Source organism: Sphaerisporangium sp. NPDC049457, assembly GCF_055586705.1.
The window spans coordinates 112,633-127,159 of sequence record NZ_JBVJHR010000007.1; the positions used below are offsets into that span (position 1 = coordinate 112,633).

Sequence of the window (14,527 nt, forward strand, 5' to 3'; positions counted from 1 at the left end):
TGACCTGGTTATACGCCGCGATGGGCGACGCATTTCGCGGGAGATCAACACCGTTGCGAGGCTGTTGTGAGGATTGTGTTGAATGTGAGGGGGAAGTCGGGGTACCCATGAGCCCATGGCTGACTCAGGCACCTCCGGACGTGTGGTCGCGGGACGCTACCGGCTTCTCGAGCCCCTCGGGCAGGGCGGTATGGGGGTCGTCTGGCGAGCCGTGGACGAACTGCTGCTGCGCGAGGTGGCCGTCAAAGAGCTGCTCGGCTCGGCCGAACTGACCCAGCCCGAGCGCGAGATCTTCACGACGCGGACCTTCCGCGAGGCCCGGGCGGCCGGGCGGCTCAGCCATCCGGGCGTCGCCGCCGTCTACGACGTCTTCGAGGACGACGGCCATCCGTGGATCGTGATGCAGCTGGTGCCCTCGCGGACGCTCGGCGCGATCGTGCGGGAGGACGGCGCGCTCGCGCCGCGCCGGGTCGCCGAGATCGGCCTGCAGGTGCTGGCGGCGTTGCTGGCCGCGCACCAGGCGGGCGTTCTGCATCGGGACGTCAAACCGGACAACGTGCTGGTGACCGCGGACGGCAACGCGGTGCTCACCGACTTCGGCATCGCGACGCTTGAGGACGATTCGCCGATGACGCGGACCGGCACCCTGGTGGGGACGCCGGCGTTCATCGCCCCGGAGCGGGCGCTGGGCGGGCGGGCGGAGCGGGCGTCGGACCTGTGGTCGCTGGGCGTGACGCTGTACTTCGCGGTGGAGGGCCGGTCGCCGTTCCAGCGAGGGCACATGCTGGCGACGCTGGCCGCGGTGCTGTACCAGGAGGCGGCGCCGTTGCGGGCGGCCGGCGAGCTGGCTCCGGTGATCGAAGGCCTGCTGGTCAAGGACTCGGCGGCGCGGATGACGGCGCCGGAGGTGGCCCGGATCCTCGGTGAGGTCGCGGCCGGCCGTGCGCCCGAGCCGGCTCCTGCCGGGTCTTCGCTCCCCTCCGCGCCGCCGGAGGAGTCGCAGGACCTGGACGCGATGCCGGTTCCGGGCCTGTCGTCCGCTTCACCATCGGTGCCCGCCTTGGAACAGGTGGTGGCTCCAAGCCCGGTACCGTCCGCGGACCCGGTGTCGTCGTCGGGTTTCGTGTCGTCCGCGACCCCGGTGGCCGCCGCTTCGGACCCGGTGGCGGATTCAGCGCCGGTGACGGCCGCCGCCGCATTGGCGGCTTCGGCGGCGTCCACGGCTCACGCGCGCCCGGGCCCGGCAGCGGCGCCGGGATCGGACGCGGAGCCGGGTCCGGACGCGGGCACAACGCCGGTACGCGGTCCGGGGCGGACGCCGCCGGGGCCGGTGCTGTTGCTGACGCCGCGCCGGCTGTTCGCCGCGGCGGGTGTCACTCTCGTGCTCGGCGGGTTCGCCGTGGGCGGGCTGGCCTATCTGCGTCCCGCCGCCGATGGCGCGATGGCCGCCGCGCCGGGCGCGGTGCAGGTGACGGTGATGCAGACGCGGCCGGCCTCCGGTGAGGGGGACGGCGGAGCCACGGGTGAGCCGGTGGTGGGGCGGACCGGCGACCAGGCCGGTGCCGATGGCTCGCCCGATGAGGCGGTGCGGCCCGAGCCGGCGGACGCGGCCACCGGTTCGGGAGACCGCCGGTCGCGATCGGCGCCGCCGGAGCAGGACGACAAGGTGACCGGAAAGCCTTCCAGCGGGGGGAAGGAGAAGCGGCGCGGCTCCTCGGGCGATTCCGGGAACGGCCATGGCAACGCGGGCAAGAACACGGGCGGTCGGAAGGGCAAGGGCGCGAGCGGCCAGAAAGGCACGGGCTCGGCGCACAAGCCGGTCAAGGCCTCCTCCGGCGGCCACGGAAACGGAAGGCGCGAGTGAGCGGACGACCGGTACACCGGGGTGGCGATGCCGTTGACCGGGGTGAAGACCGGGTGCGGTCGACTGCGATGAGAATCCGGGGTGCCGTCGGCGAACTCCGGCGCCGGTCACACGGCGGGGACGGGGAGGCCGCCCTCGAAGACTCGGCGACATCCGGCAGTTCTTCGGCAAGGTTCGCTGATCCGCCGCCGGTTGTCGGCGGACCCCCTCAGACCCCATGTATTCGCACGAGGTGTGCCGGCGCGGCGGCCTGTCAGTGCACGCCTCTGACGGTTCCGTCCCACGGCTGAACGCTGAACGGCGCAGGTCAGCAGGCGGTGGCCCCGCCGTCGATCGCGAGGGCGGCTCCGGTGATGAAGCCGGCTTCGTCGCTCAGCAGGAAGGCCGTGAACGCGGCGATCTCGTCCGGCCGCCCGACCCGTCCGAGCGGGTGCATCGCTCCGGCCGCCCGCAGTGCCTCCTCCGGGGTGGCGCCCATGCCTCCCCGCAGCAGGGGGGTGTCGACGCCGCCGGTGACCAGGGCGTTGATCCGGATGCCGGCCGCGGCCGTGTCGAGCGCCGCCGATCGGGTGAGGCCGATCACTCCGTGCTTGGCGGCGCTGTAGGCGGCCAGTCCCTGCTGGCCGCGGACGCCGCTGATGGAGGCGTTGTTCACGATCGCGCCGCCGCCGCTCGCCCGCAGCGCCGGGATCTGGTACTTGAGGCCGTAGAAGACGCTGCTGAGGTTGAGGGCCAGCTCGGCGTTCCAGGCGTCGCCGTCCAGGTCGGTGACCGGGCCGACCGCCGTGGCGGCGCCGACGTTGTTGAACGCGCCGTCGAGGCGGCCGTACCGGCTGACCGCCTGCCGGACCAGTTCGGCCATCTCGGCCTCCAGGGTGACGTCGGCGGCTACGAAGGTGGCCTCCCCTCCGGTGGCGCGGATGCCGGCCACCAGCGCGTCGCCGGCCTCCTTGCCGCGTGCGGCCAGGACGACCTTGGCGCCCTCGGCCGCGAGCCGCTCGGCGGTGGCGCGGCCCATGCCGGAGGTGGCGCCGGTGATCAGGATGACTTTGCCGGTGAGACGTGTGGACACGTTGACTCCTGTGTCGGTGAGGTCGTGTTCGGAATGAAAGTCAGAAGGTTCAGAAGGTGAGGACGAGCCTGCCGCGCAGGCCGCCGGCTTCGAGTCGCCGGTGCGCGGTGGCCGCCTCGGCGGCGGGAAGGGCCGCCGCGACGCGCGGGGTGAGCGCCCCCGCCTCGGCGAGCCGGCGGATCTGGTGCAGCTTGTCGGTCCGTCCCGCGTAGTCGGGGACGAACACCGTCCGCACCGCGACCCTGCCGTTCTCGCCGAAGTCGTGACCGCCGGGCTCGTCTCCGGTGCGGAAGCGGGCGTAGTCGCCGCCGTCCCGTACGGCGTCGAGCAGCCGCGGCCCGGCCAGGGCCGTGTCGGCGACGGCGTCCACGCCGTCCGGGTAGCGGGCCCGGATGCGTTCGGCGACATCGGCGCCCCTGGCCACGACGTCGGCCGCGCCCAGGCGGCGGACGAGCGCCTCGTCGGCGGGCGCGGCGTCGGCGACCACGGTCAGGCCGGCGTGGGCGGCCAGCTGGACGAGGTAGCCGCCGAGGATTCCGGCGGCGCCGATCACGGCGAGCACCGATCCGGGAGCGAGTGCCAGCGTGTCGAGCGCCAGCATCGCCGTGAGCCCGTTCATCGGGAGTGTCGCGGCGGCCGGGTGGTCGGCGTTGCCGGGCGCGGGAACGATCCAGCCGGCCGGCAGCACCACGTGTTCGGCGTAGCCGCCCCGCGGTGACACCATCGCCATCACCGGTTGGCCCAGGGACAGTTCGGTCTCGGTTCCCGGGCCGATCTCGTCGACCACTCCGGCGATGTCCATGCCGAGCACGTACGGCCCGGGCACGCCGTCGAACACCCATGCGTTCGCGCCGGAGCGCAGCAGGGCGTCGGCGGGGTTCACCGCCGCCGCGTGCACCCGTACGCGGATCTCGCCGGGCCCGGCGTGTGGGTCGGGCAGGTCGAGAACGCGCAGCGTTTCGGGTCCTCCGAACTCGTGTACCCCGATTGCTTGCATTATCCCAGCTCCCGAGTGGTTCTTGATGTATACCAGGTCTGACGCCGGTACCTTCGCATCGAGTGCGGCCGTGCCGCAAGAAGGCACTTCGTCATGACCAGGTATCGCCAGAAGAACCGTCTGGGGCGAACCTGGTACTGGTCGTATACTGCGGGCCATGTCGCAGCCGCTCCCGCAGGTCGAGGTCGCCGAGCCGTGCGAGGAGGCCCGCCTCGCCCTGATCCGCGACGTGCTCGAACGGATCGGCGACAAGTGGTCGGTGGTCGTCATCTGCCAGCTGGACGACACCACCCGGAGGTTCAACGAGCTCAGCCGGATGAGCAAGCCCATCACCAAGCGCATGCTCAGCGCGACCCTGCAGGGGCTGGAGCGAGACGGCCTGGTGACCAGGACCGTCTACGACACCAAGCCCCCGCGGGTCGACTACGCGCTGACCCCGCGCGGGATGAGTCTGCTCGAGGTGGTCCGGGCCCTGGCCGGCTGGGCGGAGGACAACGCCGTCGGCATCCTGGAGTCGAGAGCGGGCTACGACGCCCGCTGACGGCTTCTGGCCGGGGGTGCGGGGCGCGGTCTTGGGGCCGCATGGTGCGGGCTTTGCGGACTTGACGGTGTGGTGGCGTTCGCGGGGGATTCTCGACCATTCCGGGGTGTCGGCGGGCCGGCGAGCTTACCGGCCGGTTGACTTCAGAGGGGTAGCGTTCGTACCTACATCCCGAATCGGTTGAAAGGGCGCAGATGGCCGCACAATTCAAGGTGTCCATCGCCTATCGGCCCCCCGTCGCAGTGCTGGCGCTGACGGGCGAGCTCGACCTCGCCACGTCGGACATGCTGGTCGCGAGCGCGAAGGACATGATCGGCCGCGGACACGCGCATCTGGTGATGGACGTCACCGGCCTTCGGTTCTGTGACTCGACAGGGCTGGAAGCGATCATCGACGCCGCCGACCGGGCGGTGAAGGCCGATGGCTGGCTGCGCCTGGTGGGCGTGGGCGGCGTCCTGGAGCGGGTCTTGGAGATCACCCGGCCGGAGCATCCGTTCCGGCCCGAGGTCCACGGCGACCGGACGTGGTCGGCGACCTCAGCCCGGCCGGCGCAGCCCTCCAGGCGCCTGGTGCCGCCGCGCGCCGGCGGCCGGGCGCTTCCCGGCCGCTCGCGGGGCCTGGCGCCGCGCGCCGCCTCGCCGGTGTGAGCGTCCCGGCTCCGGCGTCAGTGCGAGTGAGCCCTGGCGGCGGCCTGCCCGCCCGGGTCCGGGCGGGGCGGGGTTCGCCGTAGCCTGGGAGCGCTGCACCGGCAGGCGGTGCCAGCGCGGCGCGCGAGGAGAACGACGCACCTTGTCCGACAAGCGGGAACACGTCCGTCAGGTGCCAGGCACGGATCCGCTCGCCCTGCTGCGGGCCGACTGCGGCAGTTGTTTCGCGCTGTGCTGCGTGGCCCTGCCCTTCTCCGCGTCGGCGGACTTCGCGGCCGACAAGCAGGCCGGCCGGCCGTGCGCCAACCTGCGCGCCGACTTCGGCTGCGGCATCCACGACCGGCTCAGAGACAGCGGCTACCCCGGCTGCGTGGCCTACGACTGCTTCGGCGCCGGGCAGAAGGTCTCCCAGCGCACCTTCGCCGGGCGCGACTGGCGGGCCGACCCGGGCGGCGCCGCGCGCATGTTCCAGGTGTTCCCGGTCATGCGGCGGCTGCACGAGCTGCTGTGGTACCTCACCCAGGCGCTCACCTACCCGAAGGCCGCTCCCCTGTACGGCGAGATCCGCCTGGAGCTGGACCGGCTCGAACGGCTCACCGAGCAGGGCCCGGAGGTCCTGGCCGGGCTCGACACCGAGGAGCGGCGGCGGCAGGTCGCCCCCCTGCTGGCGCGCGTCAGCGAGCTCGTGCGCGCCGAGGCCGCATCCGGGCGCCGCGGCAAGGACCGCCGGGGCGCCGACCTGATCGGGGCGGCGCTGCGCGGCGCCGACCTGAAGGGCGCCGACCTGCGGGGGGCGTACCTGATCGGGGCCGATCTTCGCCGCGCCGATCTGCGGCTGGCCGACCTGATCGGCGCCGACCTTCGGGGAGCCGATCTGAGCGGCGCCGACCTGACCGGCAGCGTCTTCCTCACCCAGTCGCAGGTCAACGCCGCCAAGGGCGACGGCGCCACCAGGCTGCCCGCCCCGCTCGCCCGCCCGGCGCACTGGCCGGCCACCAGCCAGAGCGCCGCCGGCGCGCCGGCCGCTTCGGCGTCCGCCCGTCCGCGTGGCCGATCCCGCCGCCGCTGAGCCGGCCGCTGAGCCCACCCGGCGGGGACGGCCCGCGACGTCTCCCGCGTCTCCCGCCGGACGGCTCGCATGCACCCGGCGCGACATCCCATATGTGCGTTATGTCCAAGTTTGGGTAGTGCTGTCGGTGTCAGTCTCGGCAGGGTGCGGCAGGCGTCCACGCGCGCGGCGCGCCCATCGTGTGCCGAGCCGGCGGCCCGGACGAGCGGACCGCTTCCAGGGCTCTCACGGAAGGTGTCTCCTCATGGCCTCGCAGACCTCTGACACCCCACTCGCCGGCCGGGTCGCCGTCGTCGCCGGCGCCTCCAGCGGCATCGGCGCGGCGGCCGCCGAACACCTGGCATCGCTGGGCGCGAAGGTCGCCGTGCTGGCCCGGCGCGCGGACCGGCTCGCCGAGCTGGTCTCGCGCATCGAGAAGAACGGCGGCACCGCGCTGGCGATCGCCGCCGACGTGACCGACGCGCAGGCCGTGCGCGCCGCCGCCGACCGGGTGAGAGACGACCTGGGTGAGGCGGACCTGGTGCTCAACAACGCCGGTGTGATGCTCCCGGCCCCGATCGAGGAGCTGGCCACCGACCAGTGGCAGCGCCAGATCGACCTGAACATCACCGGCCTGATGAACGTCATCGGCGCGTTCGTCCCGCAACTGGTGCGGGCGGCCGCCGAGCGCGGCGTCGGCGACCTGATCAACACCTCCTCGATCGCCGCGCAGAACATCTTCCCGAACTTCGCCGTGTACGCGGCGACCAAGGCCTACGTCACGCACCTGTCCCGGCACCTGCGCACCGAGCTGGGCCCGAAGAACGTACGGGTCTGCGCGATCGAGCCGGGCATCGTCGGCACGGAACTGCAGGGCCACGTCACCGACACCGGCGCGCAGGACTGGCTGGAGGGCTCCAAGGAGACGATGGAGTGGCTGACGTCGGAGGACATCGCCCATGCCATCGGCTTCCTCGCCTCCCAGCCGGCCCGCGTCAACTTCCAGCAGGTCACGATCATGCCCACCGGCCAGCCCAGCTGACCACACCCCCACGGCGCCGGCCCGGCCGCCCTCGCGGGGGGCCATCGGGCGGGGCGGCGGGTCAGGGGTCGCGTCGCCGCAGCAGCAGCGCGGCGCCGGCCAGCGCGGCGGCCGCCCAGGCGGCGAGCACGCCCAGGCCCGCCCATGGGGTGAGCGGCAGCCGGGACAGGCCGGTGGTGGCCTGGACGGCGAGGCCGGCGCTCATCGGCGAGACCCGCCAGATCAGGCGCTGCCATCCCGGGTCGGACACCATCAGGGCGAGGCCCGGCAGGAAGTACAGCAGTCCGAGGACGCCCGCGGCGGCCACGGCGGAGTCGCGGACGACGGTGGCGACGCCCAGGGCGAGCAGGGCGACCAGCACCAGGTAGAGCACCGACCCGGCGGCCGCGCGCAGCATCGGCCCGTCGGCCACCGCCGGCAGCAGATGGCCGGGCGCGGGGGCGGGGCCGCCGGGCAGCAGGATCCGCCCGGCCAGCACCGACGCGGGCACCGCCACCAGCGCCGCGGCCAGCGTGAGACCGGTGAGCAGGGTGGCCTTGGCGGCCAGGACGGCGCCCCGGCGGGGCATCGCCGCCAGCGTGGTGCGGATCATGCCCGTGCCGTACTCGCCGCCGATCATCGACACGGCCAGCAGGGCGGCGGCGGCCTGGCCGAGCCGGACGCCGTACAGGCTGATCACGGCGGGATCGTGGCCGCAGCCGCCCGGCGGGCAGGACACGGCGGCCGCGGCGGCGCCGGTGGCGACGGTGACCGCCACCAGGGCCGTCAGCAGCCGGCCGGTACCGGCCACGGTGCGCAGCTTGGTCCATTCGGCGTGCAGTTCGCGTCTCACGCGTCCCTCCGGTTCAGCCGGACGGCCGCCAGGGCCAGGGCCAGCGCGGCGTAGCCGGCGAGCACGGCAAGGCCGGCCCACGGCGCCAGCGGGTAGTAGCCCATCTGCGGGGTGTAGTGGCCGAGCACGTGCGAGTACTGCGGGATGCTCTGCTGGATCGCGAACCCGGCGGCCGGAGTGACCCTCAGCAGCCACTGCGCGACCCCCGCGGGCAGCACCGAGGCGGTCGCGAGGATCAGCGGCAGCACGCACGCCACGATGGCGAGGGTCACCGCCACCGCGCCGCGCCTGAACGCCGCGCCGAGCGCCAGGGCGAACACGGCGGTGAGCGCGTGCAAAGCCGCGACGCCGGCCACGATCCGCACCTCGGTGAGCGCGCCGACCGGCAGGATGTGCTCGCCGTTGGAGCGCAGGATCCTCGTCCCGGCGGCCATCGCGACGCCGGCGCCGGCCAGCCCGGCGGCGAAGGCCGCCCCGCCGATCACGACGGCCTTGGCCGCCAGCACGCGGCCGCGCCGTGGCGAGGCGAGCAGCGTGGTGCGCCACAGGCCGCGGCGGCGCTCCGCGGTGACGAACAGCACCGCCACCACGATCACCACGACCAGCGCGGACGCCACGCCGGTGAGGGTCCGCTCGACGGTGGCGCCCTCGCCGAGCGGCGCGATGTCGCCGACCCCCGTCACGGTGAACGCACCGCCGGACTCGGCGGCCCGGCCCGGGTGGTGCGGCGTGCCGTCCAGCTCGGTGGTGACGCCGACGTCGTCGCGGCTCCAGACGTCCGAGGACGTCGCGCCCCGCACGCCGACCTGGTCGAACACGGCGGTGGCCTCAGCGAAGCGCACCGCCGCGACCGACCCGCCGAGCACGTCGTCGCTGACCGTCAGGTCGCCGGGAGAGGTGACGAACATCCCGGCCCGCACCGTGTCCGGCAATCCGGGCAGGCGGGCGGCGCCGACCTTGCTCCAGTGGCGGCCGTCGGGCGACTCGTAGCCGGTGAGGGTGTCGCCGGAGCGGGTGAGGCGCAGCCAGCGCGGGGAGGCGGGGGAGACGCCGCCCGCTCGTCCGGCGACGTCGCCGGTGAAATCGTGCTGCATCCGCACCCCGTGCGCGCCGGTGACCATCACCGCCGCGTACGCCGCGCCCTGCCGGGTGCCGTCCTTGACCATGAGGCCCGCCTTGGCCCACGGCACCACGCCGGGGACGATGCCGGTGGGGTCGGGTCTGCGGATCCGGCCGGTCAGGGATGTAACGCGGACGGTGATGTCGCCGTCGCCGCGCAGCGGCCGGTGCACGAAGTAGAACCGGTCGTCGACCGCTTCGCCGTCCGGGCCCACCGGCGGGGCGGGGCAGGGCACCTCGACCGGGCCCTTGCTGCAGGAGGTGTGGCTGCCCGCCGCCGTGAGCAGGCCGAGCAGCGCGGTGAGCAGTGCGGCGGCCGCCATGGCGACGACCTGGCCGCGGACGGTGCGGAACTTGGTCCACTCGGCGTGCGCCAGGCGCACCAGCGGCAGCAGACGTGCCCGCCCGTCGCGGACGGGCCGCGGCCGGGAGCGGCGCGGAGCGGCGGCCCTGACGGTCATCGCGCCGCCTCCCCGCCCATGGCACGGTTCTCCGCCGCATCCACGCCCTGAAAGGCCCGCCCATCGGCCCCTTCCTCGGGACTGGGCGGTACGTCCGGCGGCCCACCAGGGGCGGGGAGCCCTTCCGCCGTCCCACCGGGCGCACGGAACTCGGCCGCTCCCCGGGTGAGCTCCATGTAGGCCTCCTCCAGCGTCGCGTGGTGTGCGCTCACCTCCGAGAACGGCACGTCTTCGCGGCCCAGCACCGCCACGACGCGCTCGGCGGGCAGCCCTGAGACGGTGAGGGTGTCGCCGCCGGTGGCGGCCACCGTCGCTCCGGCGCCCGCCAGCGCGGCCATCGCCGCCGCGCGGTCGCCGGTGCGCACGCCGACCCGATCGCGGGAGGCGGCCGCGATCAGGTCGGCCACGCCGGTGTCGGCGATCACCCGGCCGCGGGCGGCCACCACCAGGTGGTCGGCGGTGTCCTGCAGCTCGCTCATCAGGTGGCTGGAGACCAGGACGGCGCGGCCCTCGCCGGCCAGCGCCCGCAGCAGGCCGCGCATCCACACGATGCCCTCCGGGTCCAGACCGTTGGACGGCTCGTCGAGCAGCAGCACCTGCGGGTCGCCGAGCAGCGCCGCGGCGATGCCCAGGCGCTGGCGCATGCCCAGCGAGAAGCCGCCCGCCCTGCGCCGCGCCGCCGGGCCCAGGCCGGCCAGCTCGATCACCTCGTCCACCCGCCGGGCGCCCAGCCCTTGAGAGTGGGCCAGCCACAGCAGGTGGTCGCGGCCGGTGCGGCCGGGCTGCAGCGCGCCCGCGTCCAGCAGCGCCCCGACGTGGCGCAGCGGGTCGCGCAGGCTCCGGTAGGTCCGCCCGCCGATCAGCGCGCTGCCCTCCTCGGCCGCGTCCAGGCCGAGAATGACCCGCATCACGGTGGACTTGCCCGCGCCGTTCGGGCCGACCAGGCCGGTGACCCGGCCCGGCGCCACGGTGAAGGACATCCCGTCCAGGGCCAGAACGGCGCCGTAGCGCTTGCGAAGCCCGATGACTTCGATGGTGGCTTCCATGGTCGGCCAGGCTAGGCGCGGCGGCGGGCGCGGTCGTCCCACCAGTGAGCGATCTTCGCCGTCGCTCACGCGAGGGACGTCCCGTCCCTGACACGAGGGATGCCCGCCGGCCGAGCGGACGTGATAATGACCTGCGTGAACTCAGTGGACGGGCCCCGCCTCGCGACCGGCCGGGCGACGGCGGTGGTGGCCGCCCACGCGGCCCGCGCCGTTCGTGCGGGCGGCGGGGACGACAGGGGCGAGGGAGGCGGCGGCCGGTGGGCCGCCCGGTGGCGGCGCGCCGCCGCCGCCCGTCACACGCCGGTGGCGGCCGGGGTGGTGCTGGCGGCGTTCGCGCTGGCCGAGACGGCGGCGAACGCCGGCGGGCCCGGGGCGGCGCCGTTCGGGCGCGTGGAGACCGCTCCGGTGAACGCCCAGGTGGCGGGCGAGGCGCTCGCGCACGCCGGCGGCGCGCCGGTGCCGCAGCCCGGCGGCGCGGCGCTGTACATCGTGGTGTTCGGCCTGCTGGCCCTGGCCACCACGCTGCCGCTCGCGCCGCTGTGGGGTCAGCCCGCCGCGGCGGCCGTGCTGGTGTCGGTGGCGGGCGCGCTGTCGCTGGCGGCCTTCCACACGCTCACCATCGCCGGCGCGGCGGCCCAGCTCGCCTGCGGATACCGGCTCGGCCGCGCCGGCTCCCAGGCGCTGGCGGTGCTGCTGGCCGCGCCGTTCGTGGCGCTGGCCGTCGCCGGCACGATGGCCGGCGCGCCGGGGCCGCTCGTCGTGCTGCTGGCCTGCCTGGCCCCGGCGGCGGCGCTGGCGGGGGCGGCCGGGCGGGCCCGTGGCGAGGCGCGTGAGCACACCGCGGCCCGGCGGGTCATCGCCGACACCCTGGTGGAGCACACCGCGCGCGGCGAACGGGCCCGCATCGCCCGTGAGCTGCACGATGTCGTCGCCCACCACATCTCCATGGTCGCGGTCCAGGCCGAGACCGCCCGGCTGGCCGTCCCAGGGATGCCCGCCGACGGCGCGCGGCGGTTGTCGGCGATCGGCGACACCGCCCGCGCGGCGCTGACCGAGATGCGGCGGCTGCTCGGCGTGCTGCGCGAGGACGCCGCCACCGGCGGCGCGGAGGTCCGGCGGCCCCAGCCGGGCCTGCGCCTGGCCGAGCTCAACGCCCTGGTCGACGCCGCCCGCGAGTCCGCAGGGAGCGGCGCCCGCCTCATCCTGAGCGGCCGTCCGGTCGTGCTCGATCCCGGCGTGGAGCTCGCGGCCTACCGCATCGTCCAGGAGGCCCTCACCAACGCCCGGCGGCACGCGCCGGGCGCCGCGGTCGACGTGGAGCTGCACTACGGCGACGACCTGCTGCGGGTCCGCGTCCGCGACAACGGCCCCGGCCCCGCCACCGGCGGCCCCGCCGCGGACGGCCCCCACCCCGCAGGTCGGTACCCAGGCGGCCAGGGGGCCGGCGGTCCAGGCGCCTGGGACTCAGGTGCCGGCCGAGACACGGGGGATCCGGGTGCCGACCGGGGTGCCGATGGTCCGAGCGGCGGCGGCGGCGTGCGCGGCGCGGGCGCGGCGCCGGGCGGGCACGGGCTGGCGGGCATGCGAGAACGCGCGGCGGCCGTCGGCGGCGAGCTGCGCACCGGCCCCGCCGCCGGCGGAGGATTCCTCGTCGAGGCCCTCCTGCCCGGCCGCCCCGCCTCCGGAGCGGCCGACTCCGGCGCGGACGATAGGGGCGCCGTATGATCTCCGATCCCTCTGGATCCTCCGGTCCCTCCAAATTTTCTGGGCGCTCTGGACCGTCCGACACTTCCGACACCTTCGACACGTCCGAGAGAGTCGACACGTCCGAGACGGTCGAGCCTTCGAAGGTGCGCATCGTGGTCGCCGACGACCATGTGGTGGTACGCGCCGGTTTCGCCGAGCTGCTCGACACCCAGGCCGACTTCGCGGTCGTCGGCACCGCCGCGGACGGGGCCGAGGCGGTGCGGGTGTGCCGCCAGGCGCGCCCCGACGTCGTCCTGATGGACGTGCGCATGCCCGGCATGGACGGCATCGAGGCCACCCGGCGGCTCGCCGGCTCCTCCGAAGCCGGGCCGCGTGTGCTGATCTTGACCACCTTCGACCTGGACGAGTACGTCTACGACGCGCTGCGCGCAGGGGCCAGCGGGTTCCTGCTCAAGGACGTCACCGCCGAGCGGCTGTTCGACGCGGTGCGGGTCATCGCCGCCGGCGAGGCGCTGCTGGCCCCGGCGGTCACCCGCCGCCTCATCGGCGAGTTCGCCCGGCTGCGCCCCGGGCCGGGCGCGCCGGCCGCCGCCGCGCTCGCCGCGCTCACCCCCCGTGAGACGCAGGTGCTGCGGCTCATCGCCGAGGGGCTGTCCAACCCGGAGATCGCGGGCCGGCTCACCGTCACGGAGGAGACGGTCAAGACGCACGTCAGCCGCCTGCTCAACAAGCTCGGCCTGCGCGACCGCACTCAGGCGGTGGTCGCCGCGTACGAGTCGGGGCTGGTCGTGCCGCGTTCCCAGGACCCCGGCCGGCGTCCCGGCTGAGCGCGACGAGGGACGACGCGGCAAGGGACGACGCGGCAAGGGACGACGCGGCTGGGGGGTAAATCGTCGGCAAAGGCGAAGGGGTAAATCCTTGGTAAAGGCGGCGGATGTCCGTTCGCCGCCGTCCACAGTGCGCCGCACGGCCGGCGGCCCGGCGCGATGCCCGGGCGCTCGCGGCCGCCACGGTTCCGGACTCCGCGTCCCCCGGGCGGCTTCAGGCCGCGTGCCCGGCGATCCGGCCGCCCGTCCCCGCCGGCGGCCGCGAGCACCGATCGGGCCGTGACCTCGGGCGACAGCCGGTTCGCGGCCTCAGGAGCTTCGCGGTGCACGCGGGCGGAGGCCGTATTTTGTCGATATGGACCGTGAGAGGCCACTGGGAGAGTTTTTGCGGGCCAGGCGACAGCGCACGACTCCTGATCAGGTGGGCATCCCGTCCGGTGGGAACCGCCGCAGGACGCCGGGGCTGCGCCGCGAGGAGGTGGCGCTGCTGGCGGGCGTCAGCATCGACTACTACGTCAGGCTTGAACAGGGACGCGAACGCCGCCCCTCCGAGCAGGTGCTGGAGTCCCTGGCCCGCGTCCTGCGACTGGACGCCGAGGCCACCGAGCACCTGCACGAGCTGGCCCACCCGCGCGCGCACAGACGCGAGGCGATCGTGCACGCCGACCGGGTGGACCCCAACGTGGTGCGGCTGATCGAGAGCTGGGACCGCGTGGCGGCCTACGTGGTGAACACCCGGCTGGACGTGCTCGTCAAGAACGCCGCGGCCACCGCCCTGTACGAAGGCATGGAGCACAACGACAACCTGCTGCGGCTGGCCCTGCTCAACCCCCGGTCGCGGGAGTTCTACCTCGACTGGGACATGGACACCCGGCACAAGATCGCCCACCTGCGCGCCGCGATCGGCCCCGAGCGGGACGACCCGTTCCTCAACGAGCTGGTGGAGGAGCTGTGGCAGGGCAGCGAGCAGTTCCGCCGGCTGTGGGTCCGCCACGACGTGCGCAGCCGCGTCCGTTCCCCCGTGCGCCTCCACCACGCCGTGGTCGGCGACCTGAGCACGACCATGGAGGTGCTGAGCATCGACAGCACGCCGGGACAGAAGCTCATCGCCTTCCAGGCCGAGCCGGGCAGCGCCTCGGAGCACGCGCTGATCCTGCTCGGCCGACGCGGGCGCGTTGAATACGCGCCGTCGCCCGGAACGGTGCGGTGTCCTTCGGACCAGGTGAACACCGCGGACACCCCGGACGCCATGAACACTTCGAGCGCCTCGGCGCCGGAGTAGGCGCCGGTCAGGCGTCCGGCCGCCCATCGCTCGATCACGCCG

13 protein-coding genes are annotated in these 14,527 nt (G+C 74.7%); 8 read left to right on the forward strand and 5 right to left on the reverse strand.

From position 1 onward, the window contains the following. The first annotated feature begins 115 nt into the window (after positions 1 to 115). On the forward strand, positions 116 to 1,864 hold the full coding sequence (locus ACZ6QO_RS12950) for a serine/threonine-protein kinase (protein ID WP_465850337.1): 1,749 nt from the start codon (positions 116 to 118) through the stop codon (positions 1,862 to 1,864). A 307-nt stretch (positions 1,865 to 2,171) separates the two neighbouring features. Here ACZ6QO_RS12950 and ACZ6QO_RS12955 read toward each other — a convergent pair whose 3' ends face one another. Both ACZ6QO_RS12955 and ACZ6QO_RS12960 read right to left on the reverse strand, forming a co-directional pair. Then, positions 2,172 to 2,936 carry an SDR family NAD(P)-dependent oxidoreductase gene (locus ACZ6QO_RS12955; protein ID WP_465850339.1) on the reverse strand — a complete coding sequence of 255 codons (765 nt, stop codon included), beginning with the start codon at positions 2,934 to 2,936 and terminating at the stop codon, positions 2,172 to 2,174. 49 nt (positions 2,937 to 2,985) lie between these two features. Beyond that, complete coding sequence (locus tag ACZ6QO_RS12960; RefSeq protein ID WP_465850340.1) at positions 2,986 to 3,933, reverse strand: NADP-dependent oxidoreductase; 948 nt, start codon at positions 3,931 to 3,933, stop codon at positions 2,986 to 2,988. 157 nt (positions 3,934 to 4,090) lie between these two features. Between ACZ6QO_RS12960 and ACZ6QO_RS12965 the strand changes: the two genes are divergently transcribed. From ACZ6QO_RS12965 to ACZ6QO_RS12980, 4 genes are all read left to right on the forward strand, one after another. Next, on the forward strand, positions 4,091 to 4,474 hold the full coding sequence (locus tag ACZ6QO_RS12965; protein WP_465850342.1) for a winged helix-turn-helix transcriptional regulator: 384 nt from the start codon (positions 4,091 to 4,093) through the stop codon (positions 4,472 to 4,474). Positions 4,475 to 4,668: 194 nt separating this feature from the next. Beyond that, positions 4,669 to 5,121, forward strand: a complete 453-nt coding sequence (locus ACZ6QO_RS12970) for an STAS domain-containing protein (RefSeq protein WP_465850344.1) — start codon at positions 4,669 to 4,671, stop codon at positions 5,119 to 5,121. Between the two features lie 142 nt (positions 5,122 to 5,263). Next, positions 5,264 to 6,190 carry a pentapeptide repeat-containing protein gene (locus ACZ6QO_RS12975; RefSeq protein ID WP_465850345.1) on the forward strand — a complete coding sequence of 309 codons (927 nt, stop codon included), beginning with the start codon at positions 5,264 to 5,266 and terminating at the stop codon, positions 6,188 to 6,190. 244 nt (positions 6,191 to 6,434) lie between these two features. Next, complete coding sequence (locus ACZ6QO_RS12980) at positions 6,435 to 7,211, forward strand: SDR family oxidoreductase (RefSeq protein WP_465850347.1); 777 nt, start codon at positions 6,435 to 6,437, stop codon at positions 7,209 to 7,211. Between the two features lie 61 nt (positions 7,212 to 7,272). On the opposite strand, the gene ACZ6QO_RS12985 is transcribed toward ACZ6QO_RS12980, so the two are convergent. The 3 genes from ACZ6QO_RS12985 to ACZ6QO_RS12995 are packed head-to-tail and all read right to left on the reverse strand — an operon-like array spanning position 7,273 to position 10,669. Further along, positions 7,273 to 8,043, reverse strand: coding sequence for an ABC transporter permease (locus tag ACZ6QO_RS12985; RefSeq protein ID WP_465850349.1), 771 nt, complete (start codon positions 8,041 to 8,043; stop codon positions 7,273 to 7,275). Next, positions 8,040 to 9,623, reverse strand: coding sequence for a DUF1349 domain-containing protein (locus tag ACZ6QO_RS12990; RefSeq protein ID WP_465850351.1), 1,584 nt, complete (start codon positions 9,621 to 9,623; stop codon positions 8,040 to 8,042). The genes ACZ6QO_RS12985 and ACZ6QO_RS12990 overlap by 4 nt, the downstream gene beginning before the upstream one ends. Then, positions 9,620 to 10,669, reverse strand: a complete 1,050-nt coding sequence (locus ACZ6QO_RS12995) for an ABC transporter ATP-binding protein (RefSeq protein WP_465850353.1) — start codon at positions 10,667 to 10,669, stop codon at positions 9,620 to 9,622. Before ACZ6QO_RS12995 ends, ACZ6QO_RS12990 begins: the two co-directional genes overlap by 4 nt. Positions 10,670 to 10,804: 135 nt before the next feature. On the opposite strand from ACZ6QO_RS12995, the gene ACZ6QO_RS13000 reads away from it, so the two are divergent. From ACZ6QO_RS13000 to ACZ6QO_RS13010, 3 genes are all read left to right on the forward strand, one after another. Continuing rightward, complete coding sequence (locus ACZ6QO_RS13000; RefSeq protein WP_465850355.1) at positions 10,805 to 12,394, forward strand: sensor histidine kinase; 1,590 nt, start codon at positions 10,805 to 10,807, stop codon at positions 12,392 to 12,394. 125 nt (positions 12,395 to 12,519) lie between these two features. Then, on the forward strand, positions 12,520 to 13,203 hold the full coding sequence (locus tag ACZ6QO_RS13005; RefSeq protein WP_465850356.1) for a response regulator: 684 nt from the start codon (positions 12,520 to 12,522) through the stop codon (positions 13,201 to 13,203). A 385-nt stretch (positions 13,204 to 13,588) separates the two neighbouring features. Beyond that, the gene (locus tag ACZ6QO_RS13010; protein ID WP_465850357.1) at positions 13,589 to 14,485 is read left to right on the forward strand and encodes a helix-turn-helix transcriptional regulator; all 897 of its coding nucleotides are present in this window, start codon (positions 13,589 to 13,591) and stop codon (positions 14,483 to 14,485) included. Positions 14,486 to 14,527 lie beyond the last annotated feature (42 nt).

Excerpts from the sequence above, each read along its gene's own strand:
- ACZ6QO_RS12950 (WP_465850337.1), top strand. The coding sequence starts at position 116 with ATGGCTGACTCAGGCACCTCCGGACGTGTGGTCGCGGGACGCTACCGG.
- ACZ6QO_RS12960 (WP_465850340.1), bottom strand. The coding sequence starts at position 3,933 with ATGCAAGCAATCGGGGTACACGAGTTCGGAGGACCCGAAACGCTGCGC.
- ACZ6QO_RS12965 (WP_465850342.1), top strand. The coding sequence starts at position 4,091 with ATGTCGCAGCCGCTCCCGCAGGTCGAGGTCGCCGAGCCGTGCGAGGAG.
- ACZ6QO_RS12970 (WP_465850344.1), top strand. The coding sequence starts at position 4,669 with ATGGCCGCACAATTCAAGGTGTCCATCGCCTATCGGCCCCCCGTCGCA.
- ACZ6QO_RS12980 (WP_465850347.1), top strand. The coding sequence starts at position 6,435 with ATGGCCTCGCAGACCTCTGACACCCCACTCGCCGGCCGGGTCGCCGTC.
- ACZ6QO_RS12990 (WP_465850351.1), bottom strand. The coding sequence starts at position 9,623 with ATGACCGTCAGGGCCGCCGCTCCGCGCCGCTCCCGGCCGCGGCCCGTC.
- ACZ6QO_RS12995 (WP_465850353.1), bottom strand. The coding sequence starts at position 10,669 with ATGGAAGCCACCATCGAAGTCATCGGGCTTCGCAAGCGCTACGGCGCC.